Source organism: Enterococcus silesiacus (genome assembly GCF_001886225.1).
In the GTDB taxonomy this organism is placed as follows: Bacteria; Bacillota; Bacilli; order Lactobacillales; family Enterococcaceae; genus Enterococcus_L; species Enterococcus_L silesiacus.
Genome location: NZ_JXLC01000008.1, coordinates 1 through 14,939, shown reverse-complemented (window position 1 = coordinate 14,939; position 14,939 = coordinate 1). Strand labels below are relative to the sequence as shown.

The 14,939-nt window shown below is 33.1% G+C and carries 23 protein-coding genes; 22 read left to right on the top strand and 1 reads right to left on the bottom strand.

All coding sequences use genetic code 11. The features are described 5' to 3' along the window. Positions 1–154: 154 nt before the first annotated feature. The 15 genes from RV15_RS07110 to RV15_RS07035 all read left to right on the top strand — a co-directional run bounded on the left by RV15_RS07110 (position 155) and on the right by RV15_RS07035 (position 8,948). Complete coding sequence (locus tag RV15_RS07110) at positions 155–598, top strand: hypothetical protein (RefSeq protein ID WP_071877365.1); 444 nt, start codon at positions 155–157, stop codon at positions 596–598. 48 nt (positions 599–646) lie between these two features. Next, positions 647–1,093, top strand: coding sequence for a GNAT family N-acetyltransferase (locus tag RV15_RS07105; RefSeq protein WP_083429126.1), 447 nt, complete (start codon positions 647–649; stop codon positions 1,091–1,093). Between the two features lie 564 nt (positions 1,094–1,657). Then, positions 1,658–2,134 (top strand): hypothetical protein, encoded by a 477-nt coding sequence (locus tag RV15_RS07095; protein WP_071877363.1) that lies wholly within the window; start codon positions 1,658–1,660, stop codon positions 2,132–2,134. A gap of 45 nt (positions 2,135–2,179) precedes the next feature. Beyond that, positions 2,180–2,428 carry a hypothetical protein gene (locus RV15_RS07090; protein WP_071877362.1) on the top strand — a complete coding sequence of 83 codons (249 nt, stop codon included), beginning with the start codon at positions 2,180–2,182 and terminating at the stop codon, positions 2,426–2,428. A gap of 107 nt (positions 2,429–2,535) precedes the next feature. Then, a complete protein-coding gene (locus RV15_RS07085; protein WP_071877361.1) occupies positions 2,536–2,853 on the top strand; it encodes a hypothetical protein in 318 nt (105 codons plus the stop codon). A gap of 54 nt (positions 2,854–2,907) precedes the next feature. After that, the gene (locus RV15_RS07080) at positions 2,908–3,243 is read left to right on the top strand and encodes a hypothetical protein (protein WP_217265806.1); all 336 of its coding nucleotides are present in this window, start codon (positions 2,908–2,910) and stop codon (positions 3,241–3,243) included. A gap of 39 nt (positions 3,244–3,282) precedes the next feature. Further along, positions 3,283–3,678 (top strand): hypothetical protein, encoded by a 396-nt coding sequence (locus tag RV15_RS07075; RefSeq protein ID WP_071877359.1) that lies wholly within the window; start codon positions 3,283–3,285, stop codon positions 3,676–3,678. A gap of 58 nt (positions 3,679–3,736) precedes the next feature. Continuing rightward, positions 3,737–4,237 carry a hypothetical protein gene (locus RV15_RS07070; RefSeq protein WP_071877358.1) on the top strand — a complete coding sequence of 167 codons (501 nt, stop codon included), beginning with the start codon at positions 3,737–3,739 and terminating at the stop codon, positions 4,235–4,237. 279 nt (positions 4,238–4,516) lie between these two features. After that, the gene (locus tag RV15_RS07065; RefSeq protein ID WP_071877357.1) at positions 4,517–4,699 is read left to right on the top strand and encodes a glycine zipper domain-containing protein; all 183 of its coding nucleotides are present in this window, start codon (positions 4,517–4,519) and stop codon (positions 4,697–4,699) included. Next, on the top strand, positions 4,696–5,148 hold the full coding sequence (locus RV15_RS07060; RefSeq protein WP_217265805.1) for a hypothetical protein: 453 nt from the start codon (positions 4,696–4,698) through the stop codon (positions 5,146–5,148). Before RV15_RS07065 ends, RV15_RS07060 begins: the two co-directional genes overlap by 4 nt. Before the next feature lie 68 nt (positions 5,149–5,216). Further along, positions 5,217–5,468, top strand: a complete 252-nt coding sequence (locus RV15_RS07055; RefSeq protein WP_071877355.1) for a hypothetical protein — start codon at positions 5,217–5,219, stop codon at positions 5,466–5,468. 308 nt (positions 5,469–5,776) lie between these two features. Continuing rightward, positions 5,777–6,706, top strand: a complete 930-nt coding sequence (locus tag RV15_RS07050) for a helix-turn-helix transcriptional regulator (RefSeq protein WP_071877354.1) — start codon at positions 5,777–5,779, stop codon at positions 6,704–6,706. Positions 6,707–6,919: 213 nt separating this feature from the next. After that, a complete protein-coding gene (locus tag RV15_RS07045) occupies positions 6,920–7,852 on the top strand; it encodes an alpha/beta fold hydrolase (protein WP_071877353.1) in 933 nt (310 codons plus the stop codon). Next, positions 7,849–8,406 (top strand): YdeI/OmpD-associated family protein, encoded by a 558-nt coding sequence (locus RV15_RS07040; protein ID WP_071877352.1) that lies wholly within the window; start codon positions 7,849–7,851, stop codon positions 8,404–8,406. Before RV15_RS07045 ends, RV15_RS07040 begins: the two co-directional genes overlap by 4 nt. A gap of 257 nt (positions 8,407–8,663) precedes the next feature. Then, positions 8,664–8,948, top strand: a complete 285-nt coding sequence (locus RV15_RS07035) for a hypothetical protein (RefSeq protein WP_071877351.1) — start codon at positions 8,664–8,666, stop codon at positions 8,946–8,948. A 356-nt stretch (positions 8,949–9,304) separates the two neighbouring features. Here the strand turns inward: RV15_RS07035 and RV15_RS07025 are convergent, their stop codons facing one another. Further along, positions 9,305–9,760 carry an AraC family transcriptional regulator gene (locus RV15_RS07025; protein WP_071877349.1) on the bottom strand — a complete coding sequence of 152 codons (456 nt, stop codon included), beginning with the start codon at positions 9,758–9,760 and terminating at the stop codon, positions 9,305–9,307. A 149-nt stretch (positions 9,761–9,909) separates the two neighbouring features. On the opposite strand from RV15_RS07025, the gene RV15_RS07020 reads away from it, so the two are divergent. From RV15_RS07020 to RV15_RS06990, 7 genes are all read left to right on the top strand, one after another. Beyond that, a complete protein-coding gene (locus RV15_RS07020; protein ID WP_071877348.1) occupies positions 9,910–10,131 on the top strand; it encodes a hypothetical protein in 222 nt (73 codons plus the stop codon). A 67-nt stretch (positions 10,132–10,198) separates the two neighbouring features. Beyond that, positions 10,199–10,612, top strand: a complete 414-nt coding sequence (locus RV15_RS07015; protein WP_071877347.1) for a PH domain-containing protein — start codon at positions 10,199–10,201, stop codon at positions 10,610–10,612. Between the two features lie 103 nt (positions 10,613–10,715). Further along, a complete protein-coding gene (locus tag RV15_RS07010) occupies positions 10,716–11,021 on the top strand; it encodes a bacteriocin immunity protein (protein ID WP_071877346.1) in 306 nt (101 codons plus the stop codon). A gap of 75 nt (positions 11,022–11,096) precedes the next feature. Further along, complete coding sequence (locus RV15_RS07005; RefSeq protein WP_071877345.1) at positions 11,097–11,735, top strand: DNA alkylation repair protein; 639 nt, start codon at positions 11,097–11,099, stop codon at positions 11,733–11,735. Between the two features lie 14 nt (positions 11,736–11,749). After that, complete coding sequence (locus RV15_RS07000; RefSeq protein WP_083429125.1) at positions 11,750–12,388, top strand: ABC transporter ATP-binding protein; 639 nt, start codon at positions 11,750–11,752, stop codon at positions 12,386–12,388. Then, positions 12,388–13,146 carry an ABC transporter permease gene (locus RV15_RS06995; protein WP_071877343.1) on the top strand — a complete coding sequence of 253 codons (759 nt, stop codon included), beginning with the start codon at positions 12,388–12,390 and terminating at the stop codon, positions 13,144–13,146. Before RV15_RS07000 ends, RV15_RS06995 begins: the two co-directional genes overlap by 1 nt. Before the next feature lie 270 nt (positions 13,147–13,416). Continuing rightward, the gene (locus RV15_RS06990) at positions 13,417–14,817 is read left to right on the top strand and encodes a glycoside hydrolase family 1 protein (RefSeq protein ID WP_071877342.1); all 1,401 of its coding nucleotides are present in this window, start codon (positions 13,417–13,419) and stop codon (positions 14,815–14,817) included. Positions 14,818–14,939: the final 122 nt, after the last annotated feature.

The window sequence follows — 14,939 nt, the reverse complement described above, 5'->3', positions numbered from 1 at the left end:
GTTGAAGTGTGATATCCACCAAGTAAAATACATTAAGAAGCGAACAATTGATCACGCCAGGACAATGTCCGAACTGAAAATGCCGAATTAAACGTCAAAAAGGATTGGTAGGTTTATTAACAAAAAAATAGATCAATAACTGAAGGGGGAAAACATGATAAAAATATTTAAGTATGGATTTTATAGGTATGTGAAAGCAATTTTTACTTTAGTGATTTTAGTAGGAGGATTTTTCTTTGTATACAGAAATGAACTGTTGAATTTTGAGGCAATCGTTTTATTTATTCTGCTTGCCAATTTTTTAATGATTCTTATTTGGTGGCAACTATCCAGTCAAATCATACTCAAAGAAGGAATCATTACAATTAAGTGTTTTGGAATGACCATTAAAGAAATGAAGATAAATAATACAATATTCAAACTTAATGGATATGAAGACCCTAATACTTATCGTTCTTTGACCAATAAGTCGGAACCTTATTATTGTATTAGTACTACAGATAAGAATTCAAAAGACCACTATAAAATAAAGATATATGATAAGAAAGACTATCTGATTTTTTCGAACATACTTCAAAAAATAGTGAAATTAACTTAGTTCTTAAAAAGGATGATAAACTAAATTCATAAAAAGGATGTGTCAAATTTGTCTTCACTAAAATTAGTAAATATTGATAAAAAAAATTGGGATATATTTTGTTCCATGTACCCAGGAGATGTAGGAGCAAACTTTGTATCCTCAAATGCATATTCTCTCGTACAGTCTTATTTTGAAGAAAGTTGGATTACTAAAGGTATTATATATGATGGAGAATCTGTTGGTTTTACGATGTATGGGTTCGACAAAGAAAATGAACGCTATGAACTCTGTCGTCTTATGGTTGATTATCGTTATCAAGGTAAAGGAATCGGTAAGAAAGTCATTCCTCTTATTATATCTGAAATGGTTGATTGCTTTAATTGTCAAAAGATTTTTCTCAGTACTGGATCTGAAAATAAAAAGGCTATTTCCTTATATGAATCGTTCAACTTTTTTAAAACTGGAGAGGTACTAGAAAATGAACTTGTTTTTTGTCTAGAAGTTTCAATTTAGAATCATTCTGTTTTAGGTTAAGTTTATATGAAAGTAATTTTTGGGATTCTCAAAAAAGATCGATAGCTACATGCGTGAGATCCAAAAATGATCAAAAAGAAGGTAAATAGAATGGAAACTGAAGACTTATTAAATGTTTAAGGGAAACAGTATTGTAAAGAGTGTGAAACAACATTTACAGTTTATAGTGATAACAAAATTGAGTTCCTAAAAAGGATGGATCAATTAGTTAGGAGAGGATGTTTTTATGGAAAAGTTTATAAGTAAATTACTAAAATATAAATATTTCTTTTTTGGGTGGATTGTAAATGTTCTCAGTTTGATTTTAAGTATGGGGTTTAATATTAGATGGAACTTTTTAAACTTAATATCGATGTTAGCATACTTAGTTCAATTAATTGTTATAGGTTACAATGCCATTAAGTCGGGGGAAATTAGAATAAAAGATATTCTTTACCCTGTTCTTATAGTCGGTAGTTTATATGGGTTATGCATTCTTGTTAGTTATTTGACTTATAAGTTCAGTTTATAGTGTCCCAAAAAGGATCAGTAGGAGGAGTCAGAATGGAAAACGAATCCTTAAACAAAAATCAGTCAATTGTGGTTGATTATTTACGAGAATCGGTCTTAGAAAACAGAGAGTATTCTATTTACTTTATACTCAATAATTTTCATTACAATATTATTATAGGGTTTGGAAACAAACTTATTAATAATGCTTACAGAAATTTGTCTATAAAAGAACAATATGAAGTTTTAGAAAAACTGGCATATAGCTTACTAGACAGTACCGAAAAAAAATGGATAGATCTAAACAAGAATCAAGTTGTAGTTCATGACTATTTATTTGAAACGTCACTACATTTTGATAAACAACCTTTCTTTGCAATATCTGAATTGTGTGAAATTATTTCAGAAGAATTGAAACCAAAAAAAGTTATAAATGCATTCAATAAGCTAAGTGAAAAAGAACAGTATGAATTATTGAGTGAGTTCGCTCGCTTTCAAATAGCGTTTAATAGAATTGATTGGGATATCTGAATTGTAGAGTTTCCCAAAAAGGATGAAAATTGGAGGAAACAAATTTTGGAAGATAGAATTCGAGAGTTAGAAATTCAAGTGATGGGTTTGTCATTTTTAAATGAAATGTTGATGGATAAAATAGGTATTACTACAAAGGACATTCAGAACTTTGCAATAAAATGTTTAGACAATTTAGATAGTAATGAAAAAAATACCGATTTATATTATTCACTTATGGAATATGCTTATCAGGAGAATACGGCTGGAATTTTAAGAAAAGATTTTGAAAAATCTTCATTCAAAAAGGATTAGCACAGAAGGAGGAAAGAATGGAAAATAATGAAATGTACAGTTAAAATGTGAAGGCTTCCAGAAACATGGAAAAATAAGGATATACGTACAAATTTGAAGAAACTGGAATGCCATTTCCGACAGTTGATTTTTGCATAGTAAATAAAGACGATCTACCTAAATTAAAATTAGGGTTTTCATTTATAGCAAATATCAATCATGATTCTTCATATATGGACTTATCAGAATTAGAAGTACAAGATCTTTCAGATAGAAAAAGAGGTGTAGCTACTTTCTATTTAAAAAAGAATCACCCCGATATTGAAATAGACCGGATTGTTAATAATGCGGATATTGAAAAAGTAGAGATATGGGGTAAACTTTATGAAATAAAAATTAATGGAGGAACATTTTCTTCGTTTAAAAACTATTTTGAACATTATTAATAGTAAATTATGCCAAAAAGGATAAGAAGGAGTGAAGGATTTGTGTGGTTGTTTTTGTTTGGAAAAATTCAAAGAGAAAAGGAAAGTAAAAAATTAAAAAAAGCGTTGACCGATTTTAGATTGCCATTATTAAAAATCAAGTATCTATCCAAAAGGCTAGACTATCCGGGCTTTACAAAAATGTTTGAGAATGCATTGGAAATTTTGGATTCAGATTTAAATGATCAAGACAAAGCGAAACAAGTAATAGCAAAAACTCAAATATTTGGTGGGATGGGTTCTTGGGGAGATTCTCCTCCTTATACAGCCCAAACTCTAGGGATACGAAGTGAATTTGACGAAATAACAAATCAGTTTTCTAATGCTAGGGACAATCTAAAAACAAAGTGAAATTATTACCAAAAAGGATAAATAAAATAAGGAGCCAATATGGAAATTAAAATTGATAGACAGAGTGTATGTATGGGGGATGATGTTACAAGTCATAAAAGCACACATAAAATAAGTGAACATACTACATTTCTAGAACTCTTTTTAGAGTTAATAGAAAAAAATTATTTTCCTCATATTCAAGGAAATAATGTCGTTTGGGTTCTAAGATTCGATGGAAAAGATAGGATCGCTTGGAAAACAAAAGAAAACAATTTTCATGAATGTAATATGACTCGTTGTTCGATAAATAGTAAGGTGAAAAGAATTCCTATGGTTACTTTTATTTATTACCCATCGCTTAAAGAGTGGGAAGAAAAATATGAAGACTATCAGGAAAATAAGACAGTGCAAATAAACTGGTTAAATAAGTTGAAAAATTATTTTCTGAAATAGTTATTTACGAAATACTGAAGGTAGTTCTAGTAATGAGCAATAATTAAGGAGAAGTGAAATGAAAGTGACCAGTCGGACAGTAGTAGTTACAGTTTTTCTATCATTATTTGTGTTAGGTTCGATAGGTAGTATAGTATATAGAAAAGCTGAAAATAAGAAAGCAGAACAAGAAACTGAACAATATTATTACGATTATTTAATATATGGACGTAATGACCGAAGTAAAATAAGAATAGAAGATTCAAAAAAAAGATTAGCTGAATTAAATGAAAATGGAATAAGTGGTATGTATATTGAACAATTAAATATAACGATTAAAGAAAAAATGCAACAAGTATACAATATCGGCGATGAAAAAGGGCAAAAAAAGTGGGGAGATTTAACTACCACAGAACAATATATTGCTGGTGAAGGAACAGGGAAATTGGGAGATGAGTCTTGTAAGGCGCAAAATGTAAGGGATGAAATTGATGATTTTGCACGTATGGCGGGACTTGACAAGACAGATATATATGATTATATATCTGATATTCCTAAAAAGAATCAGAATATGAAATAGATTATGAAAGTGTAGGCTGTTATAGTGAAATGGCTCTCAGCTACTTTCGTTTGTATCAGTAAATAGAAATGGGAGTATTAACAATTTCATGCTTTCATTCGAGTTAAAGGACAAATAATTCAGAGAATATCTAGAAGCGGATGCTTATTCTATAACTACTAATGACTTTAAAAATTTGAATAAAGCAGCTTAAAAAAATATGCGTTTTCCAAAAAGAATGGGTAATTACAAATCCAGAATTTATTAATTAGATTTTTTACAATCAGAAAGGAGAAAACAATGAAAAAAGAAAAGAGTGATTCTATAGCTATTGGTATGTGTTTGGGTGTAGCATTTGGTATAATTTTTGATAACTTAGCCTTAGGAATAGCTATAGGAGTGGCAATGGGAGCTACAGGGGTTTTTGACAGTAAGAAGAAATCAAAGAAAGAAAGTCATAAAAATGATGAATCCGAACAGTGAAAGGGCCTGAATCTGAAAATTATTCGAATTTTACTGTAGATATGCGAAATACCGAGACGAATAAAGTTCGTGATTTCCCAAAAAGGCTCAGTATTGAAGGAGGCTTTAATATGATTTTTTTGCTAATGCCAGTTTTTGTTTTTGTAAAAATAGGAGTAACGCACTTTTTAATATACTATTTAACTAATAGGCTAAGTTGGAAGTTAACTTTTGGACTGAGCTTATACTTAACGGGAATCATAGCTGGATTGATTAATTTTGTAGTAGATTGGAGTTGTATTTATTCATTTCTGTTTGCTAAATCGAATGAGGGATTTAAGATGGGATTTGGATTATTTATATATATGTCCTGGTTAATAGTGCCAGTATGTTATTTGGTATTTTTGAGTATTTTTTATTTGATTAAAAAGAAGGCTAAGAAAAAAATGTTAGAAGCGGATGGATTTTAAGTTTTAGCTCCTGACTAAACTAAAAAAAACTATGAACCTAAAAAGATCAATAGAGGTGGTGTAAGAGAATGCGACAAAATCATAAATTAGGAGATTATCTTTATAAAAATGGGAATGTTTATAAAATAGTGCCGCATTGGGATGATATGTTCGCTGTTGGTGGACTTGTTTCTATTTTCTTGAAAGAATCTACCGATCAAATATTTTGTAGTCCCTACTTAATTGAAAAAAATGATTTTAGCTATATTTCTGCAACGAAAGAGCAAATAGATAAGTTTGATTTGATCGAAAAAGAATATCGATGGTCCGTAAAAGAATAGGTAATACTTCTTCAATCGTTCCTATTGAAAAAATTTTGCAACAGCAGCTTTAAAAGTGTTATATTAATCCTACTGAGCTTCATAATTACTGGAGGAACGATAGGAGTAGCGCTGTTGTTACTATAACAATAGTTTAAACACGGGTCTATTGAAGCAATCTACTCAAGCTGAAATGGCTATTTTTTTGGTTAATTTGTTCCAAAAAAATTATTTAAACAATCAGGACAGCTCCTAACAACTCTAATATAAAACATTTGTTTAATTGCACTTACTACATAATAAAGAAAAATATTTTTAAGGAGAACAAGATGAAAATAGAGCGTATGCTAACAATCATTGTGATGTTACTTAATAGAAATCGTGTAACAGCAAATGAATTGGCTGAGAAATTTGAAGTGTCGGTCCGGACTATTTACCGAGATATTGAAACAATCAATCTGGCTGGCATTCCCATTATTTCCCATTCTGGGAACAATGGTGGGTTCAGCATTTATGAGAGTTATAAATTAAATCATCAAGTCCTGACTCTTAATAACCTATCCTCCCTGCTTTCTGTTCTAAAAGATATTAATGTCACAGTTGACGACATTGAGCTAGAATCATCCATAGAAAAACTAGAAAATATCATTCCTAAAAATCAGACAGATTATCTAAAGCTACATATGGAACAAATCATCATTGATTTACATCCTTATGGCGACTCACCAAATCAAAAAGCATTGGTTAAGACGATAAGAAAAGCTATTGCGCAGACTAATTTACTGACTATTGGTTATAGAAATTATGATAATATCGTCAGCAAAAGACAAGTTGAACCTATGTCGCTCGTATTTAAAAATTATACTTGGTATTTATTTGCTTATTGTCTTTTAAAAGAAGATTTCAGAACCTTTAGAGTTTCCCGTATCAGTGATTATCACATTGAGAATCAATCATTTGAACGTCGAGAAAAATCCTATCACGAAATTACGGCATTATTAAATGAGCAAACAAGAATGACAACAATTGTCTTAAAAATTTCCCCTCAAATGAAGTCTCGGGTAGAGGATGTTTTTAATAAAGAAGATATTGAGGTGTTAGAAACAGGTGAACTTCTTGTTACAGCGACATTCCCCGAAAAAGAATGGTTGTTCTCACTCATATTTAGTTTTGGAGAGCATATAGAGATCTTAGCGCCAGAAGAAATGCGTCAAGAGATTGCCTCCAAACTTAAATTGATGGCTGAAAAATATCATTAAACGAGTTTCTCAAACCTGACAGACTGTTGTCAAACCTTCATGATACTATTGTTTTTGTAAGACAGTTTTATTTTCATTATCTAGCTTCGCAGGCTAAGTCTTCAGAAAAAAGATAAATTCTGATTGTGACAAAAAACGTCACCCTCAGATTTTCCTATTTTTCTTTCAGAACTGAACGAGTCTGCTACGCTTTTATATTTAGGAGGATGTTAAATGACAAACAATTATGAATTTCCAACACCAACACTTATCTCAGTTAACGGTGTGGAGCTAGAGGTTTTTGAAGCGGGACAAAAAAATGGGGGGCGACCTATCGTTCTCTGCCACGGCTGGCCTGAGCACGCCTATTCTTGGAGGCATCAAGTGACGCCTCTTGTAGAAGCAGGTTATCACGTAATCATTCCTAATCAACGCGGATATGGAGAATCTTCTTGTCCAAAAGAAGTTACAAAATATGATATTGAACATTTAACGGGAGATCTTGTAGCGTTGTTGGATCACTATGGGTACAAAGATGCTATTTTTATGGGACATGATTGGGGCGCAAGCGTTGTTTGGAGCATGGCTTTGCTACATCCAGAACGTGTTCGGAAAATGATTAACTTATGCTTGCCCTACCAAGTTCGTGGAGAGAAACCTTGGATTGATTTCATGGAAGAATTTTTTGGAGATGATTACTATTTTGTTCATTTTAACAAACAACCAGGTGTTGCAGATGCTATTTTAGACGAAAATACATCCCAATTTCTTCAGAATTTATATCGGAAAAACACGCCAGCCCAAGGTCCTGCGGAAGGGATGGAAATGATTAATCTGGCTAAAGCAAGCAAGCCCTTAGGTGAACCTGTTATGAGTGATGAAGATCTATCTGTTTATATCACAGGCTTCAATAAGACAGGTTTCACTCCAAGCATCAATTGGTACCGAAATTTAAATCGTAATTGGCATTTATTAGCGGATGTATCACCTATTCTTCATCAGCCAACATTAATGGTTTATGGTGAAAAAGATATTATTCCACCACTTCCAAACATCAAAGACTTTGTACCAAATATAGACATTAAAAGTTTAGACGCGGGTCATTGGATTCAAGAAGAAAGACCTGCTGAGCTCAATCAAATGATTTTAGAATGGCTAGGTAAATGAGTGAAGCCCTATTTTTTAGGAATCAAACAGAATTTATTGATTGGTTGGCTATGCATCACCAAACGGCTAGCGAACTTTGGGTAGTTTTTTTTAAGAAAAAGACAAATAAAGCAAGTCTCACTTGGTCCGAATCAGTAGATTGCGCATTGTCGTTTGGTTGGGTTGATGGGATACGAAAAACAGTTGATGAAGATCGCTATAAAATTCGTTTTACGCCACGTAAGCCTAATAGTCTCTGGAGTAAAGTCAATGTGCAAAAGGTGTACAAACTGATAGCGCTCAATCAAATGAGACCTGAGGGATTGGCTGTTTTCAATCAAAGAAAGGATCAAACAGGTTATTCTTTAGGCCATAGGAACGCTACTCTAACGAAAGAATACGAGGATGAAATTAGAAAAAATCCAAGTGCTTGGAAATTTTTTAATCAGCTCTCGCCGTCTTACAAAAGAGATTCTATTTGGTGGGTAATGAGTGCTAAAAAAGAAGAAACTAGGTTAAGAAGATTGAATCGATTAATTGTTTCTTGGGAAGATGGAGAGAGGTTAAGACCCTAATTTTTTTATTTTGCTTCATTGTCACAGAGAAGGTATATAAGGGATTATGACGTTCACTAAATTGAACCGCCGTTAAATCGGGGTTCTTTTTTTTGATTAACCGATATGGTTGATTCGTGAACCTCTGTATACTTTAGTTAAAGGTGAGTGTACACTATAATCAAAGAGATATCGAGACGGGGGCATCTGGTAAGAGTAGACCGTTCCAAACAACCGATTCTCAAAAGTATCAGTCCCGAAAAGAAGGTGTATGAGATATGAAAAATAGTGATTTAATGATTACTAAATCAAAAGTAGTTTTCTATTTAGTATTAATCAATGTAGTTCCTATAAGTTTTTGGGTTAATAAAAAATATGATATTTCTTTTAGTGATATATTTTTAAATTATAGCGTACCTTACATCATCATATTTATGTGTTTATTTATAAAAGGAGGAAATAAAATCTTTAGAACTGTCATAATAACTCTAATTATGACTTGGTTTATTTTTTTAACGCTGCATTATTTAATTGGATTCCATAATCCATATTGGGGAAATTGAATATACAGCCTGCGAATCAGAACAGACAAGAAAGGATAACTTATTTAGTAATGATGAAACACCCGTGGTTTCTAATTGTAGCTCTTATTGTTTTTCTTCTATTATTAAAATTAGAAAATTATTTAGGTATAGCAATTCTTTTCTTTGGTACAACTGTATATCTTAAAGGTAAGTATCAGAAATAATAAAAATTTTATACTGATCTTAAAAGAATCAAAAGTAAAATAAGAACGTGATATGTTAATAACTTGTCTTTTTTGAAAAATGCTGACTGACGATTTTTCAAAAAATTACAGATTTAGGAGAGGAATAAAATAAAGAAATCCATCTCCTAAACGTTGTGTACTTTTGTTATATTAATCTATAGGAACACACATTTCACAGTATCCATTTTCTATTAAATTCGTATCATATCTTTCTAGAATTGATTTTGCTGTATTGTAAGTGATATTTTGTTGTTGGATTTCTTTTTCAAAAGTCATCCAAAACTGTTTAACTCCTTCAGCAGTGTGCTCAATTTGAAATAGTGCATACTTACCACCAGAAAACAAAGAGCCGATATTTACATGTGTAGAGTCAGAAAAGGTTGATAGGATAGGAATACCAACATCATACCTACATTTATCTGGTAAAGTGGTTTTAGGATTATCTCTAGCAACACCATAAAGAACAGTGTTCTTTTCAAATAACTGTTCATTTTGTGCCCACTCTTTGAAGGTTGCCATCAACCTGTAATTTTCATTACCATAAGCCCCAGTACGGCGCATATAAGCAAATTGTTGAGTGGGAATATTTTTAATAGTATAGTTCATAAATAAGTCTCCATTCATTGTTTAGTTACTATGACGTCATATTTCGAAGCTTCGATAGTCTTACTGTATCTCGATATAAAATAAAGAGCAAGAAAATTTTTAAAAAATAGATAATAATTCTTAAAAAGAAACGGAAAGGGGACTAAGCGATGGATAATGAAAAGAAGATTATTGAATGGCTAAGCGTTTGTCCCGATTTTGAAATAAGTAAGATAGAAGAAAATCAAATTATGGATAAATCGTTGATATGGGGGAAGTTACCGAATAAATCATTCAGTAAGGTATCATTCGCAGAACTAAAGCATTTTCTTGTTGATAGTTATGAATGGAATAGGGAAGGTCATTTTCAAAAAAGGAGCAGCAAAGGTTAAATAGTGGATCAAAAACGTTAAACAGATACTCAAAAAAGAAAAAGTGTAGCCAATAGGAGGAGAAAGAATGAATCAAGCAATGAAATTAGACAATATTATGGCGTTTGTAAAAGAGACGGATATAATATTGATTGATGATAAGAATTTTATTTTTGGTTATGTTGAGCCGAAGTTTTGGAAGTATATGGTATTTCAAGCTGGTGCTGTAGCAGATATGAAGAACTTACTTGTGTTTTTTACTGAGGGAGAAATTATTCTTGTGGGTCTAAGTTTGTCAGGCGATTTTACAGAAAATATTTCCTATTTGGAACATAAAGATATTACAGAGTTTGAATATAAAAACGGACTAATGCAGACAAAAATCATTTTTAAATACAATGATGCAAAAGTGGTAGTAAAGACGCCTCAAGTCGTGCTGACTTCTAAGTGGCAAATGACCAATCTTAAATATCTAAAAGAAAAGAATTTTTTTAGGAAATAACTTTCTAAAAAATAATAAAGTTATCCAGCTTTACGGACTGGCTCTTCGGGAAAAAAGAGTTGAGCAAGTCAGTCCGCTTCGCTTTTAAATTAGGAGGGTTATAATGAATAAAGAATCTAAGAAATTAGTTCATGAATTGTACAATAGCTTAGGAAATGAACAGGGAGAAAGTTATTTGGAGTTAAAAGAAGTTTTGTTGAAGGTTTACAAAAAATTGGATAAAGATGTAAATGAAGATTTTTTGATGTCTAGGCTAGTTAATTATATCTATTTCAAAAATCTGACTGAAAAACTGACATTTACCGAAGAACAAAATCAAGTGATCAATAAAATGAATAGCATCGCCAAAACGTCTGGTGTGAATAATAATTATAGAGGATACTTAGGAAGCCTCTCTCAGTTTGATTAATATTCAGTGCAAGAATTGTTCCAAATAATACTAGGATGCTTTTGAAAAGGATTAGAGAAGTGAAAGGAGCATAAATTGAATTTAGAAGAAGAGCTGAATGAAATTGCAAAAATTCCTAATGGGTTTAAACCAATGGAACGTTTAGCTGATTCACTTGAAAAGAAGCTGACGGAAAAGGAATTAGAGGATGTAGCATTTAAGTTATATTTGTCTGAGATCTATCAAATAAGAATGTTCGCTGTTTTTCTGTTTGGAAAGCTCGCAGCCAAAAATAGTGATGTGCTAAACTTTTTGAAAAATAATGTTTCAAAAGATGACAATTGGCGAGTACAAGAAATAGTAGGGATGGCATTCGATAATTTTTGTAAAGAAATTGGCTATGAAGAAGCGCTGGAGACGATCAAAGAATGGTTAAACTTTGACCATTATAATACTAGAAGAGCCGTCTCAGAGGGGTTGAGAATTTGGACGAATCGCCCTTATTTTAAAGATAATCCTGATAGTGCCATTCATTTATTATCATCACTTAGAAATGATGACAGTGAATATGTTAGAAAATCATGTGGCAACGCTCTAAGGGATATAAGTAAAAAGTATCCTGAAAAAATTTTAGTTGAATTATCGTTATGGCAAGGTAGTCAGAAAGAACTTCAAATAGAAAAAAGTATATTAAAAAATAAGAAGTTATTGGACCTTTCAAAAATCCACAAATAAAGGAATGAATAAGCTTGTTAAAAACTGAACATATATCTTTTCAAATAGAAGAGCAAACGATTCTAAGCGATATTACAATCTCTTTTGACAAAGGAAGCCACACCACTATTACCGGACCCTCTGGCAGTGGGAAAAGCACCTTACTTAAGTTACTAGCTTCTTTATTGACACCAACTAAAGGAAAAGTTCTCCTGAATGATCAGGATATCATGGCGCTTGCACCAGAAAATTACCGTATGAAAGTGTCATACTGTTTTCAGCAACCATCCTTATTTGGTGAAACCGTACGAGACAATTTTATGTTTCCTTATGAGGTTCGCAAAAAAGATTTTCAAAAGAGTCACATACTAGAGTTATTAAAGGAAGTAAAACTTCCTAAAAGCTATCTCGATAAAAAAATCACCGAATTATCGGGTGGAGAAAAACAGCGGGTGGCATTGATTCGTAATGTGATATTTTTACCAGAAGTCCTGCTTTTAGACGAGGTAACGGCAGGATTGGATGAAGAAAGCAAAGCAATCGTCAATCAATGGCTGTTGCAATTGAATCAAGAGAAAGGCATTACATTGATCCGAGTGACTCATGATGCACAAGAAATTGCCCAATCAGCGATTGTCAAAAAAATTGTAGCTGGCAGATTGGAGGAAGCCTAATGAATTTAGCAGTCAATGATCTATCACTTTTATTTGCTGGAATGTTGGTCGTGGTGGCGCTATTGATCAGTTATAAGGAGAAATTGGGCTTTACTAAAGATATCATGATTAGTGTTTGTCGAGCGATTATTCAACTCGTTTTAGTTGGTTATCTTCTTAAATATGTATTCCAAATTGACAATAAGATTTTAACGTTGGTAATGGCTGGAATCATTATTATCAATGCAGCGCTGAATGCTGGAAAACGTAGTAATCATCTGAAGAACGGCTTTTGGATTTCATTCTTGGCAATCTCTTGTAGTACAGGGGTGACGATTGCTATATTGGTTTTATCAGGTGCGATTCGTTTTATCCCTTCTCAGATTATTCCAATCAGTGGAATGATCGCAAGTAATTCGATGATTGCAATTGGATTATGTTATAGAAATATGGACAGCTTGTTTCATGATCAACGCCAAGCCGTTCTTGAAAAACTAGCTTTAGGAGCGGATATCAAGCTAGCTTCACGATCAATTGTTAGAGCAAGCATCCGAACAGGGATGGCACCAACGATCGATTCTGCTAAAACAGTTGGGATTGTCAGTCTACCTGGAATGATGTCAGGTTTGATTTTTGCTGGAGTCGATCCAGTACATGCTATAAAATATCAAATTATGGTGACCTTTATGTTGCTTTCCGCAACAAGTATTGGTTCGGTTATTGCGACTTATTTAGCATATAAAAGTTATTATAATGAGCATAAGCAGTTGACTATATAGTCGGTTTGCTTCTACTTCCGCCGTTTATTAGGGGGAGAATGTGAAGAGGTTGGGACAGGAGTGTTCAACTTATTTCCGAAAGAGTTGCTCCTGCTCCCACCGTTTATCCGGATTTTATGTGGCTAGGATGTGACTCGCAGAGTTATGTCCTAGCCACTTTATTTTTTTGCATACCTTATATATTAAAAGTATAGACATTTAGAGGTATTAGCTTTATAATATTGGTGAATACGATAATTGAAAAACAAGTCGATGAAAGTAGGGACAGTCATGCAAAGAATATTTAAAGAAGACTTTTGGTGGGGCGCTGCGACATCAGGTCCGCAAAGTGAAGGACGTTTTAATAAAAAACATGCAAATATGTTCGATTATTGGTATGAAATCGAACCAACAGATTTTTATGATCAAGTAGGGCCAGATGTAACGTCGAATTTTTATAATAGTTTTAAAGAGGATATTGCCTTGATGAAGGAAGTTGGGTTGAATAGTGTACGGACTTCTATTCAATGGACACGTTTGATCGATGATTTTGAAACTGGAACGGTCAATGAAGATGCGGTTCGTTTTTACAATGCAGTGATTGATGAGTTTATTGCAGCCGGAATTCGACCTGTAATGAACTTGCATCATTTTGACTTACCTGTGGAGTTATTCCATAAGTATGGCGGCTGGGAATCGAAGCATGTTGTGGATTTATACGTGAAATTTGCAGAAAAATGCTTTGAATTATTTGGTGATCGAGTGAAAGATTGGTTTACCCACAATGAACCGATTGTTGTCGTCGAAGGTGAGTACTTACACCAATTCCATTATCCCAAAATCGTGGACGGTAAAAAAGCAGTGCAAGTAGCTTACAACTTAAACCTAGCTTCGGCAAAAGCAATCCAAGCTTTCAGAAAAATGGGTCTGCAAAATGAAGGTGGAAGAATCGGGATTATTTTAAATCTAACGCCAACCTACCCTGCTTCTGATTCCCCCGAAGACTTAGCTGCGGCGAATATTGCTGAGTTATTTAACAATCGGATGTTTTTAGATACAGCAGTCCACGGAGAATTTCCACAAGAGTTAGTCGATTTATTTATCAAAGACGGAGTTCTTTGGGAAAGCACGCTAGAAGAATTAGCCTTGATCAAAGAAAATACGATCGATGTTCTAGGTGTTAATTTCTATCATCCAAATCGTGTGAAAGCACCAGATGTAGCGCCAAATAGTGTTGGTGCATGGCTACCGAATCGTTATTTTGATGAATACAATATGCCAGGTCGCCGAATGAATATTGATCGTGGTTGGGAAATTTATCCCAAAGCATTGTACGATATTGCCATCAATATTCGTGACAATTATAATAATATTCCATGGTTTGTTTCTGAAAATGGGATGGGAATTTCAGGCGAGGAGCGATTTATGAATGATGCAGGTGTTGTTGAAGACGACTATCGGATTGGTTTTATTCGGGAACATTTAGAGTGGGTCCATCAAGGGATCGAAGAAGGCTCGAATTGTTTTGGCTACCATTTGTGGACACCAATCGATTGTTGGTCTTGGGCGAATGCCTATAAGAACCGCTATGGCTTTATCTCTACCAATATCCATACGCAAATCAAGACAATCAAAAAATCGGGTCATTGGTTTAAAACAGTTGCTCAAACAAATACACTAACAGATCAATAAAATGAAGAAAGTGATACAAAACTGATTTCCAGTTTTGCATCACTTTCTTTTTTTTACTAGGCATAATCAACGTTTAAAATAGAATAACTTCTGGTTCTATAATATATTGTGTTGGTGGAAAT